The 17,266-nt window shown below is 36.2% G+C and carries 14 protein-coding genes; 4 read left to right on the top strand and 10 right to left on the bottom strand.

Translation table 11 applies throughout. From position 1 onward, the window contains the following. Positions 1-28: 28 nt before the first annotated feature. The 3 genes from PKC55_RS02955 to PKC55_RS02945 all read right to left on the bottom strand — a co-directional run bounded on the left by PKC55_RS02955 (position 29) and on the right by PKC55_RS02945 (position 4,775). A complete protein-coding gene (locus tag PKC55_RS02955; protein WP_283687150.1) occupies positions 29-1,453 on the bottom strand; it encodes a polysaccharide deacetylase family protein in 1,425 nt (474 codons plus the stop codon). A gap of 18 nt (positions 1,454-1,471) precedes the next feature. After that, positions 1,472-2,728 carry a glycosyltransferase gene (locus tag PKC55_RS02950; protein WP_135105212.1) on the bottom strand — a complete coding sequence of 419 codons (1,257 nt, stop codon included), beginning with the start codon at positions 2,726-2,728 and terminating at the stop codon, positions 1,472-1,474. Between the two features lie 73 nt (positions 2,729-2,801). Next, positions 2,802-4,775, bottom strand: a complete 1,974-nt coding sequence (locus PKC55_RS02945) for a glycogen debranching enzyme N-terminal domain-containing protein (RefSeq protein WP_291127263.1) — start codon at positions 4,773-4,775, stop codon at positions 2,802-2,804. A gap of 377 nt (positions 4,776-5,152) precedes the next feature. Between PKC55_RS02945 and lgt the strand changes: the two genes are divergently transcribed. After that, positions 5,153-6,013: a prolipoprotein diacylglyceryl transferase gene (gene lgt / locus PKC55_RS02940; protein ID WP_291127265.1), complete on the top strand. Its 861-nt coding sequence runs from the start codon at positions 5,153-5,155 to the stop codon at positions 6,011-6,013. Positions 6,014-6,025: 12 nt separating this feature from the next. After that, positions 6,026-7,231, top strand: a complete 1,206-nt coding sequence (locus PKC55_RS02935; RefSeq protein WP_135105209.1) for an FprA family A-type flavoprotein — start codon at positions 6,026-6,028, stop codon at positions 7,229-7,231. An 89-nt stretch (positions 7,232-7,320) separates the two neighbouring features. On the opposite strand, the gene PKC55_RS02930 is transcribed toward PKC55_RS02935, so the two are convergent. Continuing rightward, a complete protein-coding gene (locus PKC55_RS02930; protein ID WP_291027347.1) occupies positions 7,321-7,917 on the bottom strand; it encodes an outer membrane beta-barrel protein in 597 nt (198 codons plus the stop codon). Positions 7,918-8,215: 298 nt separating this feature from the next. Here PKC55_RS02930 and PKC55_RS02925 point away from each other — a divergent pair, with 298 nt between their 5' ends. Further along, positions 8,216-9,103 carry a helix-turn-helix domain-containing protein gene (locus PKC55_RS02925; protein WP_135105207.1) on the top strand — a complete coding sequence of 296 codons (888 nt, stop codon included), beginning with the start codon at positions 8,216-8,218 and terminating at the stop codon, positions 9,101-9,103. A gap of 66 nt (positions 9,104-9,169) precedes the next feature. Here PKC55_RS02925 and PKC55_RS02920 read toward each other — a convergent pair whose 3' ends face one another. Further along, the gene (locus tag PKC55_RS02920; RefSeq protein ID WP_135105206.1) at positions 9,170-9,463 is read right to left on the bottom strand and encodes a hypothetical protein; all 294 of its coding nucleotides are present in this window, start codon (positions 9,461-9,463) and stop codon (positions 9,170-9,172) included. 172 nt (positions 9,464-9,635) lie between these two features. Here PKC55_RS02920 and PKC55_RS02915 point away from each other — a divergent pair, with 172 nt between their 5' ends. Beyond that, the gene (locus PKC55_RS02915; protein WP_006842849.1) at positions 9,636-9,908 is read left to right on the top strand and encodes a hypothetical protein; all 273 of its coding nucleotides are present in this window, start codon (positions 9,636-9,638) and stop codon (positions 9,906-9,908) included. An 80-nt stretch (positions 9,909-9,988) separates the two neighbouring features. Here PKC55_RS02915 and PKC55_RS02910 read toward each other — a convergent pair whose 3' ends face one another. The 5 genes from PKC55_RS02910 to PKC55_RS02890 all read right to left on the bottom strand — a co-directional run bounded on the left by PKC55_RS02910 (position 9,989) and on the right by PKC55_RS02890 (position 17,253). Continuing rightward, a complete protein-coding gene (locus tag PKC55_RS02910) occupies positions 9,989-12,142 on the bottom strand; it encodes a S9 family peptidase (protein ID WP_291130211.1) in 2,154 nt (717 codons plus the stop codon). Between the two features lie 155 nt (positions 12,143-12,297). Beyond that, positions 12,298-14,169 (bottom strand): alpha-amylase family glycosyl hydrolase, encoded by a 1,872-nt coding sequence (locus PKC55_RS02905; RefSeq protein WP_291130208.1) that lies wholly within the window; start codon positions 14,167-14,169, stop codon positions 12,298-12,300. A gap of 263 nt (positions 14,170-14,432) precedes the next feature. After that, on the bottom strand, positions 14,433-15,578 hold the full coding sequence (locus tag PKC55_RS02900; RefSeq protein WP_291130205.1) for an ABC transporter substrate-binding protein: 1,146 nt from the start codon (positions 15,576-15,578) through the stop codon (positions 14,433-14,435). Between the two features lie 29 nt (positions 15,579-15,607). Then, a complete protein-coding gene (locus tag PKC55_RS02895; RefSeq protein ID WP_291130203.1) occupies positions 15,608-17,035 on the bottom strand; it encodes an MACPF domain-containing protein in 1,428 nt (475 codons plus the stop codon). Further along, complete coding sequence (locus PKC55_RS02890) at positions 17,032-17,253, bottom strand: hypothetical protein (protein ID WP_291130201.1); 222 nt, start codon at positions 17,251-17,253, stop codon at positions 17,032-17,034. Before PKC55_RS02890 ends, PKC55_RS02895 begins: the two co-directional genes overlap by 4 nt. Between the last annotated feature and the right edge of the window lie 13 nt (positions 17,254-17,266).

Raw genomic sequence — 17,266 nt, 5'->3', positions numbered from 1 at the left:
TATAAGACACAGAAAGCTGCATGAATAATTATTTCTTTGCAGATGGCTTAGCTTTTCCCCTAGCACTTACCTTCGGCTTTGCTACAGGCTTGGGACTCTCAAGTTTAGTTTCAGTTGCTACACTTTTAGGCTTCTCTGTTGCCTTGGGTTTTGCCGTTGTAGCTTTTGTTTTAGGCTTTAACTGAGTTTCCAGCTTTCCAATTTTGTCTTCCAGCTCTTCTATTTCATTTGCCTGATTGTGAATGGTGGTAAGCAACGCATTAAGTTCCTCATTATCAATAGAACTAGGAAACTCGGCTTCTACCCTTTCCTTGAAGTCACTCAACACATTCATATAGGTATTAAATGCTTCGTATGGAGATGAATATGGGCTAAATGGCAACGCATTTTTTGTTCCCATATAATAAAAATGATCACTTGACTGCAAGTATATCCAGTCTTGTAATATCCGTCGTGATTGGCTTAGGCGAACACGTTCCGCTATTTCATACAACTTATTGAATGCCTCTTCTTGCAATGTATTACCCAACCATGCCGAAACATCTTTTTCTTCCCCTACCCATGATATAGGGTGCATAGACGAAATAGAATCAACAGGCTTCATCGTCTTAAATATTTCTGATGGTGTAGCAAATCCGATATTATTCTCAGCAGCAAAACGAGGCAATACTCTCATAAATTCGAATATACCTGAGCTTTTCTTTTGAAAATTACCTAATGCTTCATAATTCATAAACAAATTAATAACCTGTTCCTCTTTTGGCGTATTAGCCACCCAGGAAATAAACTTATCGGCAGTAAGCGGATACTCATTCCAGCTATAATTAGAAAAACGAGTTGCAATATCGTCACTGAATTTTGGATTACGTAACAATAATTTCAGTTTTGGCTCTTCTGCTGCTTGATAAAGATAATTAGGACTTTTCCATCCGAGTGTTCGCTTAGCACCCTCGGTCAATATTCCTGTATAGCCCATTTCATAGACTAAGTGTCCAATTTCGTCAGAGTATATCAATTCTGTGTTGCGAAATACCTTTGGACGTTGTCCGAACAGGCTTTCTATCTTATTGCTATGTTCATTTACCTGCTTCTTGAACTCTTCAGGGTCTACCAAAGAAGCCAGAGAATGTCCTTGTGTTTCAGTCAAAAACTCAACACAGCCTGTATCTGCCAACTCTTTGAATCCATCAATAACCTCAGGAGCATATATTTCCATCTGATCTAAAGCCACGCCCGAAATAGAGAATGCAACCTTAAATTTGCCTTCGTATTCTTTTATCATTTCAAGCATCAACCTGTTGGCAGGTATAAACGACACTTCAGCCACCTGTTGCATAAAATCCTCATTGGCAAAGTCATCATAGTAATAATGATCTCCGCCAATGTTGAAAAATCTATAGCGCTTTAGCCTGTGAGGCTGATGTATTTGGAAATAGAAACATATATTTTTCATAATGTATTTTGTTTTTTATTATTGACATAGACTATTATAAATATCCCTAACCTTTTGTCCGGCATATTCCCATTTTATATTATCCACCTCTTCTTTCCCTTCTCTGCTTAGGAATTCAGACATGGCATCGTATGTACAAATAGAATATATAGCATCGGCCATGCCCTCAACATCCCAATAGTCAACCTTCACTGCTTTATCTAGGATCTCGGCACAACCGGATTGTTTTGATATAATAGTAGGAATACTGCACTGCATCGCTTCTAGTGGCGAAATTCCAAATGGCTCAGAAACCGAAGGCATTACATATACATCGCTCCGTTTCAGCATTTCATATACTTGTTTTCCTTTAAGGAATCCAGTAAAATGAAATTTATCTGATATTCCTCTTTCGGCTGCAAGATAAATCATACGTTCCATCATATCACCGCTACCGGCCATCACAAAACGTATGTGTCTAGCCTTTTCAAGTACACGAGCGGCAGCTTCCACAAAATATTCAGGACCTTTTTGCATCGTGATACGCCCCAAGAAAGTTACAACTTTGTCTTTACCTTTTTGAGGCTCAATAGCGACAATCTCGGCACTTAATGGTTCTACAGCATTGTGTACAGTAGTCACTTTTGCCGGGTCTTGATGATACTTTTCAATCACTGTTCGCCGGGTAAGTTCACTCACACAGATAATATGGTCTGCGTAGTCCATGCCGTTTTTTTCCATTTGATAAACCTGCGGATTTACCTTGCCTCGGCTACGGTCAAAGTCTGTTGCATGCACATGTATAACTAAAGGTTTTCCCAAAACATTTTTGGCATGTATTCCTGCGGGATAAGTCAACCAATCATGTGAGTGTATTATATCATAACTATGAGTGCGTGCAATCACTCCGGCTACAATAGAATAATTATTTATCTCTTCGAGCAAATTGTCGGGATAACGTCCCGAGAACTCTATACAACCCAAGTCATTTGTATGCAGATAATTAAAATCGCCATAAATATGATCGCGTAGATTATAATATTCCTGAGGGTCCATATATTTCGACAGACGCTCACTCACATAGTCCCAGTATACCTCACGCCAGGCTACAGGGGTATTGCATGCTCCTATTATTTTCAGAAAACTCTGGTCTTCATCGCCCCAGGGTTTAGGTATAACAAATGTAATCTCCATATCAGGCTGCAAAGACATACCTTTTGTCAATCCATAACTAGCTGTCCCAAGCCCGCCTAATATGTGGGGAGGAAACTCCCATCCAAACATTAATGCTTTCATATATTTTAGTTCGAAACTATTCTGTAAATTTAATAATCTAAATCATATTGCATAAAGAGGTATTCTTTATCATTCAATATTCATCTCCAAACATTTTCTGAACATTGAGAGCAGTTATTATTCCGGCAACATTTATGGCATAAGAAATCTGCCCATGTCCGAAATAAGGGATACTGCCATCATATACAGAAGATAAAGAACCTATGCCATCGTTAGACATTTCATCCTCAACACCAATCAGTAGACGGTCGAGAAAAGACAATCCACTCTGTTGGAATATTTTAAGGTAAGCTTCCTGATATGCCCGCAGCAGCCACGGCCATGCCGCACCATTAAAAGCACTGTAGAGACGATCATATATTGAGCCTTCACATCTCGGACGAAAACCAATGCTCTTCGGACTAAGGGAACGAATGCCTTTAGGTGTAAGTAATTCTTTAGTTACTATATCAATTATACTTTTACTTTGTCGCTTACCCAGCAGTGGATAATCGACAGCTATAGCCAATAACATATTAGGTCTGACACTCCAATCTACGAAATTACCTACAACATAATCGTACAGATAGCCACCATCGTTAAGAAAGACTTCTAAAAATGATGTTTTGGTTATCTCAGCCAATAGAGCCATCTTTCTTTCCAGCTTCGGATTATCTTGATTGCGTGCTATTTCTTCATTAAACTTGAGTGCATTATACCAAAACGCATTAACCTCAACCAAACATCCTGTACGAGGAGCCAAATAAAGTCCGTCCGAAATCTTATTATGCATCCAACTCGGATAACCAACTTTATTGTCTACAGTAAGTAACCCATTCGTTAATGGCTTCAAGTTCGGGTGATTGCCTTCTTGTATAAAGCTTACGATCTGGCTAACCAAACTTGCATATTTTAAATAAAAACGCTCAGAGTCATACACCTGAAACTTTTTAAGGGCGCGTATCACCCATAAGAGTACATCTGCATCACCTATATCCTTCATAAATCCGGCTATTGGCTTCCCCTCCATAAATTGCTGAATTGTAGGAATAGCAGTATCAACGATCTCTTCAAAAGCATCTTTCTTGCCAACACCTAGCGTAAGTCCTTCCAAAGCCATAAATTGCTCTCGGGCCTTAACCTCACCCCAAGGATAACCATTCAGTAAATATAGTTCATCTTTAGTGGGACGATAATAAAACTGATGTGCTGAATTTTTCAAACAATTATAGAAAGAAGAACGAGGGGTACGCTCTTTTATACCTTTTTCAAATGAGAAAACCAGCTTACTCGTATCTACGTGAATATCACTTGCTGAGAATATTACCGACTCACCTTTCTGTATGGGTAATTCAAAATATCCGGGTACATACAAATCTTCTTTGTATGGTAATCCGTGATTCATATCCTGCATATATTCTACACCTTTATACCAGTTTGGCTCAAAGACGAAATTTACAGGCTTATTAAACTGCATAAACAAATCGGGATAGCCGGTATACATACACATACTGATGCCATTTTCCACTTCCTTATATCCAAGATCTGCTATCGGATTCTCTTCCGTTAATTCGTTCACATCTCTAAATGCCAAGAAAGGCTTGAAACGCATCGTTGTAGGCGAATGAGCATCTATCAGTGTATATCTGATAAAAATAGAGTTATCCTCTAAAGAAAACATCTTCTCTTTAGATAAAATCACCCCCCCTACTCTATATATCGTTCGCGGCAACGAGTCGCAATCAAATTCTCGTATATATTTATGCCCCATCGGGCTATAATTATTTCCATCATATTTGTGTATCCCCAGGTTGAAATCCGCACCATGCTGTATTACAGTTTCATCTAAGGATGATAGCAATACATGATTTGTATCACCCAAACGGGGTACAGGAAGAACGAGTAGTCCGTGTTGCTTTCGTGTGTTACACTCTACTAATGTTGTACAGTGATATGCTCCCCTCCGGTTTGTTCTCAAAATCTCACGATAAAGCGAGTATTCGAGGTTAACCATCCGCGATTTATCAAATTTGAGGTAAGCATTGGTCTTTTTATAATTGTAATCCATAATGTTACTGATAGATTTTCGGTATTTAATATGTCAACAAACAAGCTATATAAATTCAAACTCGTTTATACAACAAGCTTTTTTGTTCTTAAAGATATGAAAAATGTAAACAAAAAGCGAAGCTTTAGGATATTTTATTAACATTCCCTTATATACACTAATATTCAAATGAATAGACGTCTCTCTATTTAGAATAATTATATATAATAAACTCTTCCTTCTAAAACACACAAATAATTATCAATAAATACTTTATACGCAAATATTAACAAAGAGTCCTTTAACTTATCTCAATAAAGTATATCTATTGATAAGTATTTTATATATTTGTACTCCGAAAAAAGGTAAAGTAAAAATTTTGAAATAAAAACAAGTATATGCTTTCATTTATTACCTGGGATGTAAACCCTGATGCTTTTGCTATATTGGGACGAGAAATACGATGGTATGGAATACTTTGGGCTACCGGAGTACTGTTAACAACTATTGTTGTGCAAAAAATGTACAAATCGGAGAAGCTGCCTGAAAAATGGTTCGATTCGTTATTCATCTATGTTCTCACGGGCCTCATTATTGGAGCACGATTGGGGCATTGTTTGTTTTACGACCCGGTATATTACCTAAGCAACCCGTTAAAGATGCTGATGGTATGGGAAGGTGGTTTATCGAGCCACGGAGGAGCAATAGGCATGACTGTAGGTATATGGCTGTTTTCGGTCAGAGTTACCAAAAAAAGTATGATATGGGCTCTCGATCGCTTGATAGTAGGCGTTGCCATTGGTGCAACATGTATCCGACTTGGTAATTTAATGAATTCTGAAATATATGGAGGAACGACAACTCTTCCTTGGGGTTTCAATTTTGTACGCGATCCGCACTGGCATTTTCCAATAGCTGAAGGTGGTTCAAACGAGCTGCCATGTCATCCGACACAAATATATGAAGCTCTCATTTACTTCGCTATATTCTGTGTAGGACTATATCTATTCTATAGAACAAATGCAAAAAACAAACAAGGCCTGATATTAGGGGTCTCACTTATAGGGATTTTCCTTTCCAGATTTTTTATCGAATATATAAAAAATGTACAGGAGCCATTTGAGGTTAATATGATAGCTACTTTCGGTATTAATATGGGACAATTGCTAAGTATCCCATTCGTACTATGGGGTATCTGGCTGGTGTGGAATGCAACAAGAAAAAAAGAAACAATAGAAAGCAAAACAATAAAGAAGTAGAAGTAATTTCGTATGTTAAAACCAATTCCAATAGAAGATGACCTTTACTATATCGGAGTAAATGACCGCACTAAGAATCTTTTCGAAAACTTATGGCCACTCCCTAAAGGCGTATCTTATAATTCATACCTTCTTGTAGATGAGAAGACAGCGCTTTTTGATACAGTAGACGTATGTTATTCTGATATCTTTTTCCATAAGTTGGAAATAGCCTTAAATGGAAAGTCTCTTGACTATGTAATCATCAATCACATGGAACCCGATCATTCAGGTTCTCTGGGATTGCTTAGAAACAGATTCCCGAATGTACAGATCGTAGGTAACAAACGTACGGCTGAGATGGTACAAGGATTTTATGGAATCTCAGATGGAGTAAAAATTATAGAAGACGGTGAGGAACTGTCTTTAGGTAGCAAACATAAGCTTATTTTCAATCTGACGCCAATGGTACATTGGCCTGAAACAATGATGACATATGATACTTATCATAAAATCATATTCTCGGGCGATGCTTTTGGTACATTCGGAACTCTTGATGGTGGTATTACCGATGCGCAATTACATCCTGAACGCTACTACGATGAGATGGTGCGTTATTATTCTAACGTTGTAGGCAAGTTTGGCTCTCCGGTACAAAAAGCACTTGAAAAGCTTAATACTCTCGAAATAAAATATATCTGTTCTACACATGGGCCGATATGGACTCTTGACGAACAGATAAAAAAAGTAATAAGCATATACGACAAGCTAAGCCGTTATGAAGGCGATGAAGGCGTTGTGATTGCTTATGGCAGTATGTATGGCAACACTGAGCAAATGGCTGAAACAGTAGCTTACGAACTGGCTCAACAAGGGATAAAAGAGGTTATATTACATAATGTATCGAAGCGTTCACATTCATACATTATACGTGATATATTCAAATACAAAGGTTTGATCATCGGATCTCCGACATACAATAACAAACTCTTTCCTGAGGTAGAATATCTAATCTCGAAAATTGAGGGTCGTGATATGAAGCATCGTTATTTTGGGTATTTCGGATCATTTACCTGGGCGGGAGCAGCAGTTAAGCGTTTGGCTCAATTTGCAAGCGACAGTAAATTTGAAGTCATAGGCTCGCCGGTAGAAATGAAGCAAGCTATGAACCTAAATACTTATGAAGACTGTGTTTCTCTGGGAAAGGCTATGGCCGACAGACTTAAACAAGACAGATAAGCTATTCGCACATTAAGTAGATATTATATAAAACAAAAGCCGTCCTTTAAAGAACGGCTTTTGTTTTATTATAGAATAAGTCTAAATTCTTAGAACACAAGGTTTACACCAATTTCTGTTTGGCTAAGATCGAAATCGAATCCGAAATTATCACCTTTGATTCCAGCATATTTTGCATGTTGATAACCTAAGAATCCGAATTTACCTGTTAAAGTAATTTTATCTGTAACATTAACTGCTACACCCGGACGGAAACCAACTTCCCAAGCATTCAATTTATACTTTTCAGCGGCAGTCTGACCTGTAGATACCATATAATCAGTTTTTCCATAAGTATATGCAGCACCGCCATCAACAAAGAGGCTACCCATAGTTCCTTTAAGGAATGACATACGTAGGAAAGGATTTACAGTAAATGCATCTTTGAAAATAATATCGGAATTTACAGAACCGTTTAATGCTGGTTTATTGTGTGCATAACCCAATCTGATACCTACTCCCATATTATTAGTAAATGCATAACCTACTTCAGGAAGAATACGGTATGATGATACTCTGTCGCCACCGTCAATTTTAGTGCTGTTGAAACCAACGCTACCTCCAACCCATATCTGACCAACATCTTGAGCTGAAACTGTTGCTGTTAGACCTAACATAATTGCAAGTGTAAAAAATAACTTTTTCATAACTTTTAATTTTTGTTTTTAATTTACCTTTATTTAATTAACTCAATCTTTTAAGATATTCTCTTATTGATGAAGACAAAGGTCTAACAAAATAGAGAACGACAAAAGGTCTATTTTGGCTTAAAGATGTTCTAAAATTCTTTTTAGGCATAACTTTGAAAAATTGTTGACAACAAAAACAGTCTAAAGTTCTTATTATATGTTCAAAAGTTCCTTTCGACTTTTTCTATATTTCAATGAAAATAGACTATGTTTGCATTCATCTTAATCGACTTTTTACACAAAAAGAATTCAAAATATGAAATTGGCAAAAATCCAACTAGAGGATATTTCAGAACATATAGATCCTTTTGCAATCAAAAATTTTATTATATCCGATAAAGCAGTATTATTTCCTCCTCTGTCCTCCAATTTTCCGTTTATACTCGATGGCGTAGCTTTTGCAATTTGTATTAAAGGGAATGCTCGTATAAAAATAAATTTCAAAGAATATGATATAGAGAAAAACATGATTATTACAATCATGCCTCAGTTTGTCACAGAATTTATCACACGTAGTGAAGATCTGATGCTTGAGTTTTTAATTTTCTCTATAGACTTTCTCACAGAAATGCCCAATATATCGAACTTCGACATATCGAGAAGTATTATGCAAAACTCTTGTATAAAAATATCAGAAACGGAAGCCAACAAATATCTGGAGTTCCACTCTTTTATTGTTAAACAATACAAGCGTAGAGATCATCCATTCAGGAATGAAATGGCTAAAAGCCTCTTATATGCAATGCTAACCGAAATAGGTAATATATACTACAATCGGATCAAAGATGTAAGTACATACGAGTGTGACAACATGAATACATCTTCGCATCAGGATGAATTAATCTCACGCTTTTTTAATTTATTATTGCAGTATCACAAAAAAGAACGATCGTTACAGTTCTATGCGAGTGAAATGTGTCTCACACCAAAATACTTATCAACTATTGTAAAAAGCAGGACAGGCAGAACGGCCTTTATGTGGATTAATGAAGCCTTGATTGCTTCAGCAAAACATCTGCTAAAAACAACAACGAACACAATTTTACAGATATCAGACGAGTTAAATTTCCCCAATCCTTCTTTCTTCGGGCGATTTTTCAAGAAGCATACAGGACTAACTCCCGTACAATACAGAGAGACTTAATGCATTAGGGGGAAGAGAAAAATAAAACATAAAAACGGGAAAGAGTTTCGCGATAAAATCGAAATATCATGATATAAACTTCCTTAGTAAGGGGTTCTTTTTCATATCATCATATTTGCGAACTACTACCCCCAGCCTCTCGAATAGTTGCCGGATAAGCGGATCAATATCCATAACATACACCTCTTTGATTCGCTTAGTCAACAACCAAAGAGCCAAATAATTGACGTCCTTTTTTACTAGAATATCTTTTTCGATCTCCACGACTGTATTACTGTCGGTATGCAAAACGATTATAGGTATTGTGTCTATATCGGAATCGTCAATCTTATCGTTTTTAAGAAATAATGCTATTTTCATAAGATTAACTTTTAGGTAAAGTTGATAAATATATATGATCGTCAAAAGTCCTATAAAGCGCTATAAGTGTCCTAAATATCCTAAATTACTAATATTTGAACAAAGTATGTCTTCGTTATGTTTAAAATTAAGAGTATACTACACATTAATATTAAATAAAAATAGAAACATTATGAAGAAACTATTAATCGGAGCAGCAGCCGGTATAGGTCTTGCGCTCGTTATTTATAAGTTGGCAGAAAGTGGTAAGCTAGATTGTGTATGTGATGACTTAAATAAATTATCAGGTCAGGCTAAGAAAAAAATAAAAGATGGTATCGATGTTGGAAAAAACCAACTGGAATATCTAAAGGAACGTGCAGCCTACAAGTCTGAACAATTAAGCGAATTGGCTGATGAAGTGGAAAAGAAAGTTTTGGACAAATTAAATAAAGCCAAGAGCTAACTCCAGAATTACTGATTTATAAAAAACAAAAAGGAATGCTGATATCAGCATTCCTTTTTGATATAAATGAAATGTCTTATTTACATATTTGTCTTTAGAAACTTAATAACCTTTTCGAATAAATAAGTTCTGTTAGCTGCACCTCGTATAGAGTGATCTTTATCCGTGAACACAAACATATCGAATTGCTTGTTGGCTTTGACTAATGCAGCAGCATAATCCATCGTATTTTGGAAATGTACATTATCGTCGGCAGAACCGTGTATTAATAATAAATTCCCTTCTAATTTGTTAGCGAGCAAAATCGGAGAGCCTGATTGATATCCGGCTTCATTTTGCTGTGGAGTTCGCATAAAACGTTCTGCATATACAGAGTCATAAAATTTCCAATCGGTAACAGGAGCAATGGCAACTCCGGCTTTGAATACGCCATTCCCCCGGCTCATACTCATCAACACGTTGTATCCACCATAACTCCATCCCCAAATAGCAATTTTACTTCCATCAATATAAGGTAAAGAAGCAAAATGTCTTGCGGCAGCTGCTTGATCGTCCGATTCGTAAATACCCAGATTCATATATGTACACTTACGAAAGTCTTCCCCTCTGGCTGCAGTTCCTCGTCCGTCAACACAAGCAACAATAAATCCTTGGGTAGTCAGGTAATCTGTCCAATCAACACCGTACTTATCCGCTACTTGTTGCGAATTAGGTCCACTATACTGAACCATTACCAACGGGTACTTGCGTGATGGATTGAAGTCCACCGGTTTCATTATATATGCATTCAGGTCTTGTCCGTCAGCCGCTTTTACAGTAATAAACTCCTTTTTAGGTAAGTTGAGTCCGGCTAATGTATTTTTCAATTTAGCATTATCTTCCAATACTCGAAGTTCCTTTCCTGTAGCGTCGTGTACGGTAACAATCCGAGGTATTGAGATATTGGTATAACTATTGATGTAATATTTCCCATTTTTGCTAAATGTTGCAGCATTAGTTCCCTGCTTTGTAGATAATTTAGTTTTGATTCCTTTCACCATATCCACCTTGTAGATTGCTCTTTGGAGAGGACTGTCTTCTGCAGCTTCATAAAAAACAGTTTTAGAAACCGGATCAACAGCCAATAGGCTTGTTACATCGTAGTTTCCTGAAGTTAATTTCTTTTGCTGAGCACCATTCTTATCATAAAGATATATATGAGAATATCCATCCTTTTCGCTAACATACACAAACTGATTTCCAAAGAAGTATATATAGTTTAACAATTCTGAGTCTATATATCTGCTGTTCTCTTCATGAAGGATAGAGCGGCATACCGATGAGCGTGCATTTGCAAGAAACAGATCAAATTTATTCTGCTCTCTGTTCAATGTCATTATTGCTAAATCGTCCCCGGTAGGTAAAAACTGTATACGAGGAATATACTCAACATTATCAGGTATATTCATTTTCCGTATTGTCTTCGAGTCAATATCGAATACGTTGCATGTTACTTTCGAATTTTGTTCTCCGGCCTTCGGATACTTGAACGAAAATGAAGTTGGGTAAAGTTTGTTTTCATACATCTGCATCGAATACTCAGGCACATTTGTTTCGTCGAATCTTACAAATGCCAACAAACGCCCGTCTTCAGAAAAATCCATAATACTGGTCGTTGCAAACTCTTCTTCATATACCCAATCTGTTCCGCCATTGATTATTTTACCCAATGCTCCGTCTTTTGTTATCTGAGATTCTGTATCATAATCAAACTTGACAAGCCATATATTGTTGTTGATAACATAAGCCAACATTCTTCCATCTTTAGAAAAAGTCGGTATCGATTGCTTTTCTTTATTTTCAGTCAGTTTTCGAACTAAATTTCGTCTAATATCGTAATAATAGTAATTCGCTTTAAATGAATGACGATAGATCGGTTCGTAATCATTATACACTACCAGGCGTTTCTCATCGGGGCTGATTATAAATCCTTGAAATGAGCTAAACGTACATTCACGTGCCTTATTAACATTAAACAGAGTATCGGTCGGCAAACCTGTTTTGTACGAATACTTGATGATCATCGAATTTTTATTATCTGCCTGAAAATAAGATTCGCCATCGGCTGATGACACAACCGGCTGAACACCTCGAGCAGAGTATTTGCCGGAATTAATATCCATAAGGTCTAAACGTTGCGCACTTGCTGTTGTTAAGAAGAAACAAGCAAGCAGCAATCCTAAAACATTTTTCATATCAATAGCATTTATTTTTGACAAATATATCAATTTTCGATGGGAGTTGTAAATGATATATCGCATTAAATAGAAATAACCTTTGACCAAGGCCAAAGGTTATTGTAAAAACACCTAAAGTAATACGTAGTTTTTAAAGTCCTATTTGTGTTTTTTTATTTGCTTATATATAACCGGTATTCTCCCGGTTGGAGTGTAATATCTATAGAATTATCAGATACATTTAGCTGGTTACCCGTAAAATAGTCCTCCCATTTACCTGTTTTTCCGAAATTAACTTTCTGAGTTAATTCTGTGACATCGAAGTTAGCTATGGCACAGATAGACTCTGCTGATGATTTTAATAATATTTGTTTATACTGATTTGCTAAATCAATAGTATAGTCAGTCGTATAAAAGGTAGTATTCGTATTACGAAGTTTATTTATTTTAGCAAACACATCGTAGAGATTCTTTCTTGCAGGTACATCGTAATACTCCCAATGAGGAGGCTTTTCTCCTAAGCGGTCATTATTTAATTCCTCATCGTAGCCCAGCTCTCCGAACTGCCAGATCATTTTAGGTCCGGGTAATGACATCAAGATAACTGCTGCCGCTTCTGTTCGTTTTAATCCTGTTGCTAAATTTTTCACATTATAATCACCATAGCTTTTTCCGTATGAGTTGTTTTTGAACATAATTCTTTCTTCATCATGACTTTCCATGTAAGCGACTAAGTTTGGTTTCGACCATTCTCTTTTCTTATACGAAGCCCATGAAACATCACCTTTCAGACCATTGTCTCCGGCTTCAGCCCCCCAACCCATCGTTACCTCATTGAAGTTATAATTCATATTTCCCCAAAGTTTAATTCCATAGTCTGCCAGTATTTTTTCTTCATCATTGGCTGTAAGATGCTCAAAAATGACAATTGCATCAGATTTTCGTTTCCAAATTTCGGAAGCCATTCTTTTAAGGATCGTTATACGACTGTCGTCTTTACTCCATCCATCACCTTTTGTATTGGTAAAACCTTTTGTGAAGTCGAAACGAAATCCATCTACTTTGTATTCTTTTATCCAATATGCACAAACACTGTCTACAAATGCCTGAGTATATTTACTCTCGTGATTGAAATCATATCCCCAAGAATAACTGGAGTTAGGGGATGTTTTATTGTACCAAGGATTATCGGCTGTAGGGTTTTTATCGCTACCCTGATACATTCTCACCATCGGGCTTTGTCCATAGCTATGATTTAGTACCATATCCATTATCACAGCAATTCCATTAGAGTGGCATGCGTCAATAAATGCTTTATAGTCGTTAGATGTACCGTATGCTTTGTCTGTAGCAAAATAGAACGACGGGTTATATCCCCAACTATTATTACCCTCAAATTCATTGAATGGCATTAGCTCGACAGCATTTACACCAAGATTTTTAAGGTAGCTTATTTTTTCTTCAACGGCCTTAATCGTTCCCTGCTCTGTAAAATCACGAATAAGGATCTCATAAATAACCATATTATCCGGCTTATCAACCTTAAAAGTATTTACTTTCCAAGAATAAGAAGCCGGAGCTGTATTTACTACCATGGCTATCTCGGAAGTCTTTCCCGTAGGGTATTGTATCAAGTTAGGGTATACATTATTAGAGATATAACGATCATTATCCGGATCAGAAACTTTAGATGTATAGGGGTCTGCTATCCTTATCGAATTATCTATGAGGTATTGACATATATACTCTTTCCCTTTTTGGAGATTGCCTATTTTTATCCAGAAACGATCCCCGTCTTTTTTCATCTTATAGCTATCCGAAACCGTCCAATTATTGAAGTCTCCGATAAGATGAACCGTTTGTTTTTTGGGAGCAAAAAGAACAAAAGCCAATGAGTCGTCACTGATAACAGTAATACCATCTCTAAGACTCCCTATTGTTGGCGTTACAGGTACTTCGGGTATATCAGGATTGTTGGGACCATTATCACTGCATGATAAAAATATGCATAGTAATAGAGGGAAAAAGAATCTTAATAATTTCATGATACTAATAAGTGTATTAGGTTATTTTAGCACAATAGCCATCCGTATCACAAATCTATGGCTTTTGATACCACTGTTATTATCCTGAATAAACTACTTGCATAAAAAAGAATGCAAACGTTTGCATTCTAAACAATTAGTATTCCTCACTATATAAGCATGCTGTTGCGTTCGATTAAATAAGATTATAAGGAGAGTAAATATAGAAAAGGCGCCGGATCAATTAAGATTCCAACGCCTTTTGCTTACCTATATATAAATAATCATTCACTAATCCGTTTATAGTATTTCGGCTTATAGTCAGGGAAGAGATCCGGATGAAATACATAGGCCATATCTTTTAAGATATAGTCGGGATGTATAGGCAAATCTTCGTAATAACTGCTATAAGCGGTGTTGCATCCATATATGTTTTTACTTTTGAATGCTTTAAAGTAGGAATATGGCTTATATTCTTTCTCAAGACTTGTATAAGTCATATCCGACGGGGTATTGTATTTGATAATCCAGATATCAGCCTCTCCGGCCTTGTCAAAAACTATTTCGAAGTTAAGAGGCATATATGATGTTGATTTGTCTTCATTCCATGGATATATTGCTCCAGCATCAGACAACATATTGGACATAAAGCTTCTGCCACCCGGCATATTCCATTTTCCTTGATAAGGTATATCCGGGAGTACCGAAGGTCTCTTAGTTACATTGGCTACTATCTCTTTGACTTCTTTATAATTTTTCTCTGTAATAGCAAACAGAGAGTCGGCACAGTGTTCTTTTCCTGTGAATAAAGAATAAAAACGAATCCATTCAGCGCGTCCCAGTGGATGAGATTCTGTATAGTCTACAGTTTCGAGCATCGGAATATTTGTTTTCTCCACATTGCCGTATGTCCAACCCTGTATTGGTGTCGCAAAAATAGCATCGGGATTCAACATAATTATTTTCTCCACATCCGGCTTGCTAGCCATCCCCAGATTTTCTATTTCGCCGTTTTTTACACGCTGCTGAATTATATCCAATTTTATATACTGCGGCTCGCAAACACCTTTTATAATATCTATTTGCCCCAATTCATTCAAAGATGAACAATGGATAGTAGAATATGTCGCTACATTCTGAAGTGGAATTTTCACAACGACACCCTTCGGCAAGTTGGCGGGCAATTCTTTTGCTCGGTCTACAAGCACATAGGTATGTAACAACCGAGTAGTGTCCCACGGGTCACGTACAGTAACAAGGGTATAATCATTATACTTTTTCACTTGAAACCCTTTGGCATAATGGACTGTATAAACAGAGTCCGTCTGTTTAAGAAGAGCACTCTCATCTTGTCCGACAGGCTTTTGCTTGTTGCAGCCGGTCAAGACAAGAATGATAGTGAAAAGTAGTGTGATATTGAATGATTTCATTTGTTGTTTTATTATTTATAAGGCTTTTACTATAAAGCCATAATACGATACTTCCTTAGAAGTGTTTCTATACTGATATTAGTTGGAGGTAAACGGTTAACTAATGCTCGTATTCCATATTCGTCTAATATCTTATCATCATGTATAGAAAACGCAAATCTACCACAGAATTCGCAGTCCTCGTCATTCCGATCTGTTTGAGGATCATAATCAGATACTATATATATAACACCATTATACGTAAATTTCTTTAATAAATCTTCTTTAAATATAGTTGTTCCACCATATCCTATTATTTCTGAACCGGGACTTGTTGAGGTATTAGTATTTTTTATCATTTTCAAACCAAACATAGCACTATATCTTTTTGCTTCTTGTGTTGCATATTGGTCGAATTCACCAGGGTATATTGTATTTATCTTTAAACAGATTATATCTCCAAACCGAGTATATAGATTAACAAGTGCATCTCGAGCAATCGGACTATATATATATCCAAGCTCAATTTTTATATAAGGCTCTTGTAATCTTTCTATTTTATTAACTCCCCTAGCGATATACCCTTTCATTATTTTTCTAAGGTTGAACTCCGGAATAAACTCTGTAATAGGAATTAATCCGCCATCTCCCAATTCAATAATACTATGAGTGCTTTTATCATTCAAAGAGCTGACCCATCTAGAGAGGTCTAAATTAGTATTTTTAACCTCTTTGGCTATAGAAAAAGAAGCAAAATCAGGAGAACCTCCGATTGTTTTAATAGACATTTTAATAGAACTGAATTCATTAGTAACGGATGTACTACTGTTACTATTTCTTCCAAAGTTCAATTCTGCAGAACTATTTTCCTTGGCCCCCTTAAATTTATATGAAGCATCCATTTCGAGGTTCATATTTTTTTCTTTTGTCTCACTGGTTTCTGTTTTTTTATATAAACCCACATATTGAGCAGATGCTTTCCCTCCAGTAACAAAGCTAGCCAAAACAAACCCTCCATAATTGGAAAAAAATTCACTTGGGTGTGTCTTATATAATTCTTCTTTGAAATCCTTAGACAAATAATTCTCTTTAATCTTTTCTAATATGTTTGAACTAGTTTGCAATTCAAAACAAGAATCTCTTACAACGATATTAACTTCACCAAAAACTGCATCTGTATTTTCCACAAGTGATTTTGTAAATACTTCTTTTTTACTACTTTTACTTCCAATAGAGAAAATACCAACATCAAGCTTAAACCCTCCACCTATATTTTTAGTTATTGTTGAATTAGAGGTATATCTATCAAAGTTAGCATATGAAAAATATGAACCATCACTTGTATTATTTTTCCAGAAATTACAGTACGAACGATAGTCTTTGTAAAATTTATCAAAATCGATAACTGAATAACCAAGATTTCTTGAATCTTCAATAGGATAATAATTATTCCTAAATGACCTCCCCAAGTATTTCACTTAGGAATACCTATAACTCCGGTTTTTGTGGTGTTAGTTACGGAAGAAAATTTTGACTGATACTCAGAACGAACCCATGGAATATTATGGTCTCTTTCTTTTAAAACTACTTCGTTATTTGCCATTGAATAACCTGCTTCTTGATTCTTCTCATAGTGATCTTCACAGGAAAAAATAAAGAACGATAGACTAATGATTAACAATAAATACTTTTTCATAATTTAAATTTTT

Source organism: Dysgonomonas sp. (assembly GCF_035323175.1).
Lineage (GTDB): Bacteria > Bacteroidota > Bacteroidia > Bacteroidales > Dysgonomonadaceae > Dysgonomonas.
This window is presented reverse-complemented; position numbering and strand designations above follow the sequence as displayed.

Excerpts from the sequence above, each read along its gene's own strand:
- PKC55_RS02925 (WP_135105207.1), top strand. The coding sequence starts at position 8,216 with ATGAAATTGGCAAAAATCCAACTAGAGGATATTTCAGAACATATAGAT.
- PKC55_RS02935 (WP_135105209.1), top strand. The coding sequence starts at position 6,026 with ATGTTAAAACCAATTCCAATAGAAGATGACCTTTACTATATCGGAGTA.
- PKC55_RS02890 (WP_291130201.1), bottom strand. The coding sequence starts at position 17,253 with ATGAAAAAGTATTTATTGTTAATCATTAGTCTATCGTTCTTTATTTTT.
- PKC55_RS02945 (WP_291127263.1), bottom strand. The coding sequence starts at position 4,775 with ATGGATTACAATTATAAAAAGACCAATGCTTACCTCAAATTTGATAAA.
- PKC55_RS02950 (WP_135105212.1), bottom strand. The coding sequence starts at position 2,728 with ATGAAAGCATTAATGTTTGGATGGGAGTTTCCTCCCCACATATTAGGC.
- PKC55_RS02930 (WP_291027347.1), bottom strand. The coding sequence starts at position 7,917 with ATGAAAAAGTTATTTTTTACACTTGCAATTATGTTAGGTCTAACAGCA.
- lgt (WP_291127265.1), top strand. The coding sequence starts at position 5,153 with ATGCTTTCATTTATTACCTGGGATGTAAACCCTGATGCTTTTGCTATA.
- PKC55_RS02910 (WP_291130211.1), bottom strand. The coding sequence starts at position 12,142 with ATGAAAAATGTTTTAGGATTGCTGCTTGCTTGTTTCTTCTTAACAACA.
- PKC55_RS02905 (WP_291130208.1), bottom strand. The coding sequence starts at position 14,169 with ATGAAATTATTAAGATTCTTTTTCCCTCTATTACTATGCATATTTTTA.
- PKC55_RS02915 (WP_006842849.1), top strand. The coding sequence starts at position 9,636 with ATGAAGAAACTATTAATCGGAGCAGCAGCCGGTATAGGTCTTGCGCTC.
- PKC55_RS02920 (WP_135105206.1), bottom strand. The coding sequence starts at position 9,463 with ATGAAAATAGCATTATTTCTTAAAAACGATAAGATTGACGATTCCGAT.
- PKC55_RS02955 (WP_283687150.1), bottom strand. The coding sequence starts at position 1,453 with ATGAAAAATATATGTTTCTATTTCCAAATACATCAGCCTCACAGGCTA.
- PKC55_RS02900 (WP_291130205.1), bottom strand. The coding sequence starts at position 15,578 with ATGAAATCATTCAATATCACACTACTTTTCACTATCATTCTTGTCTTG.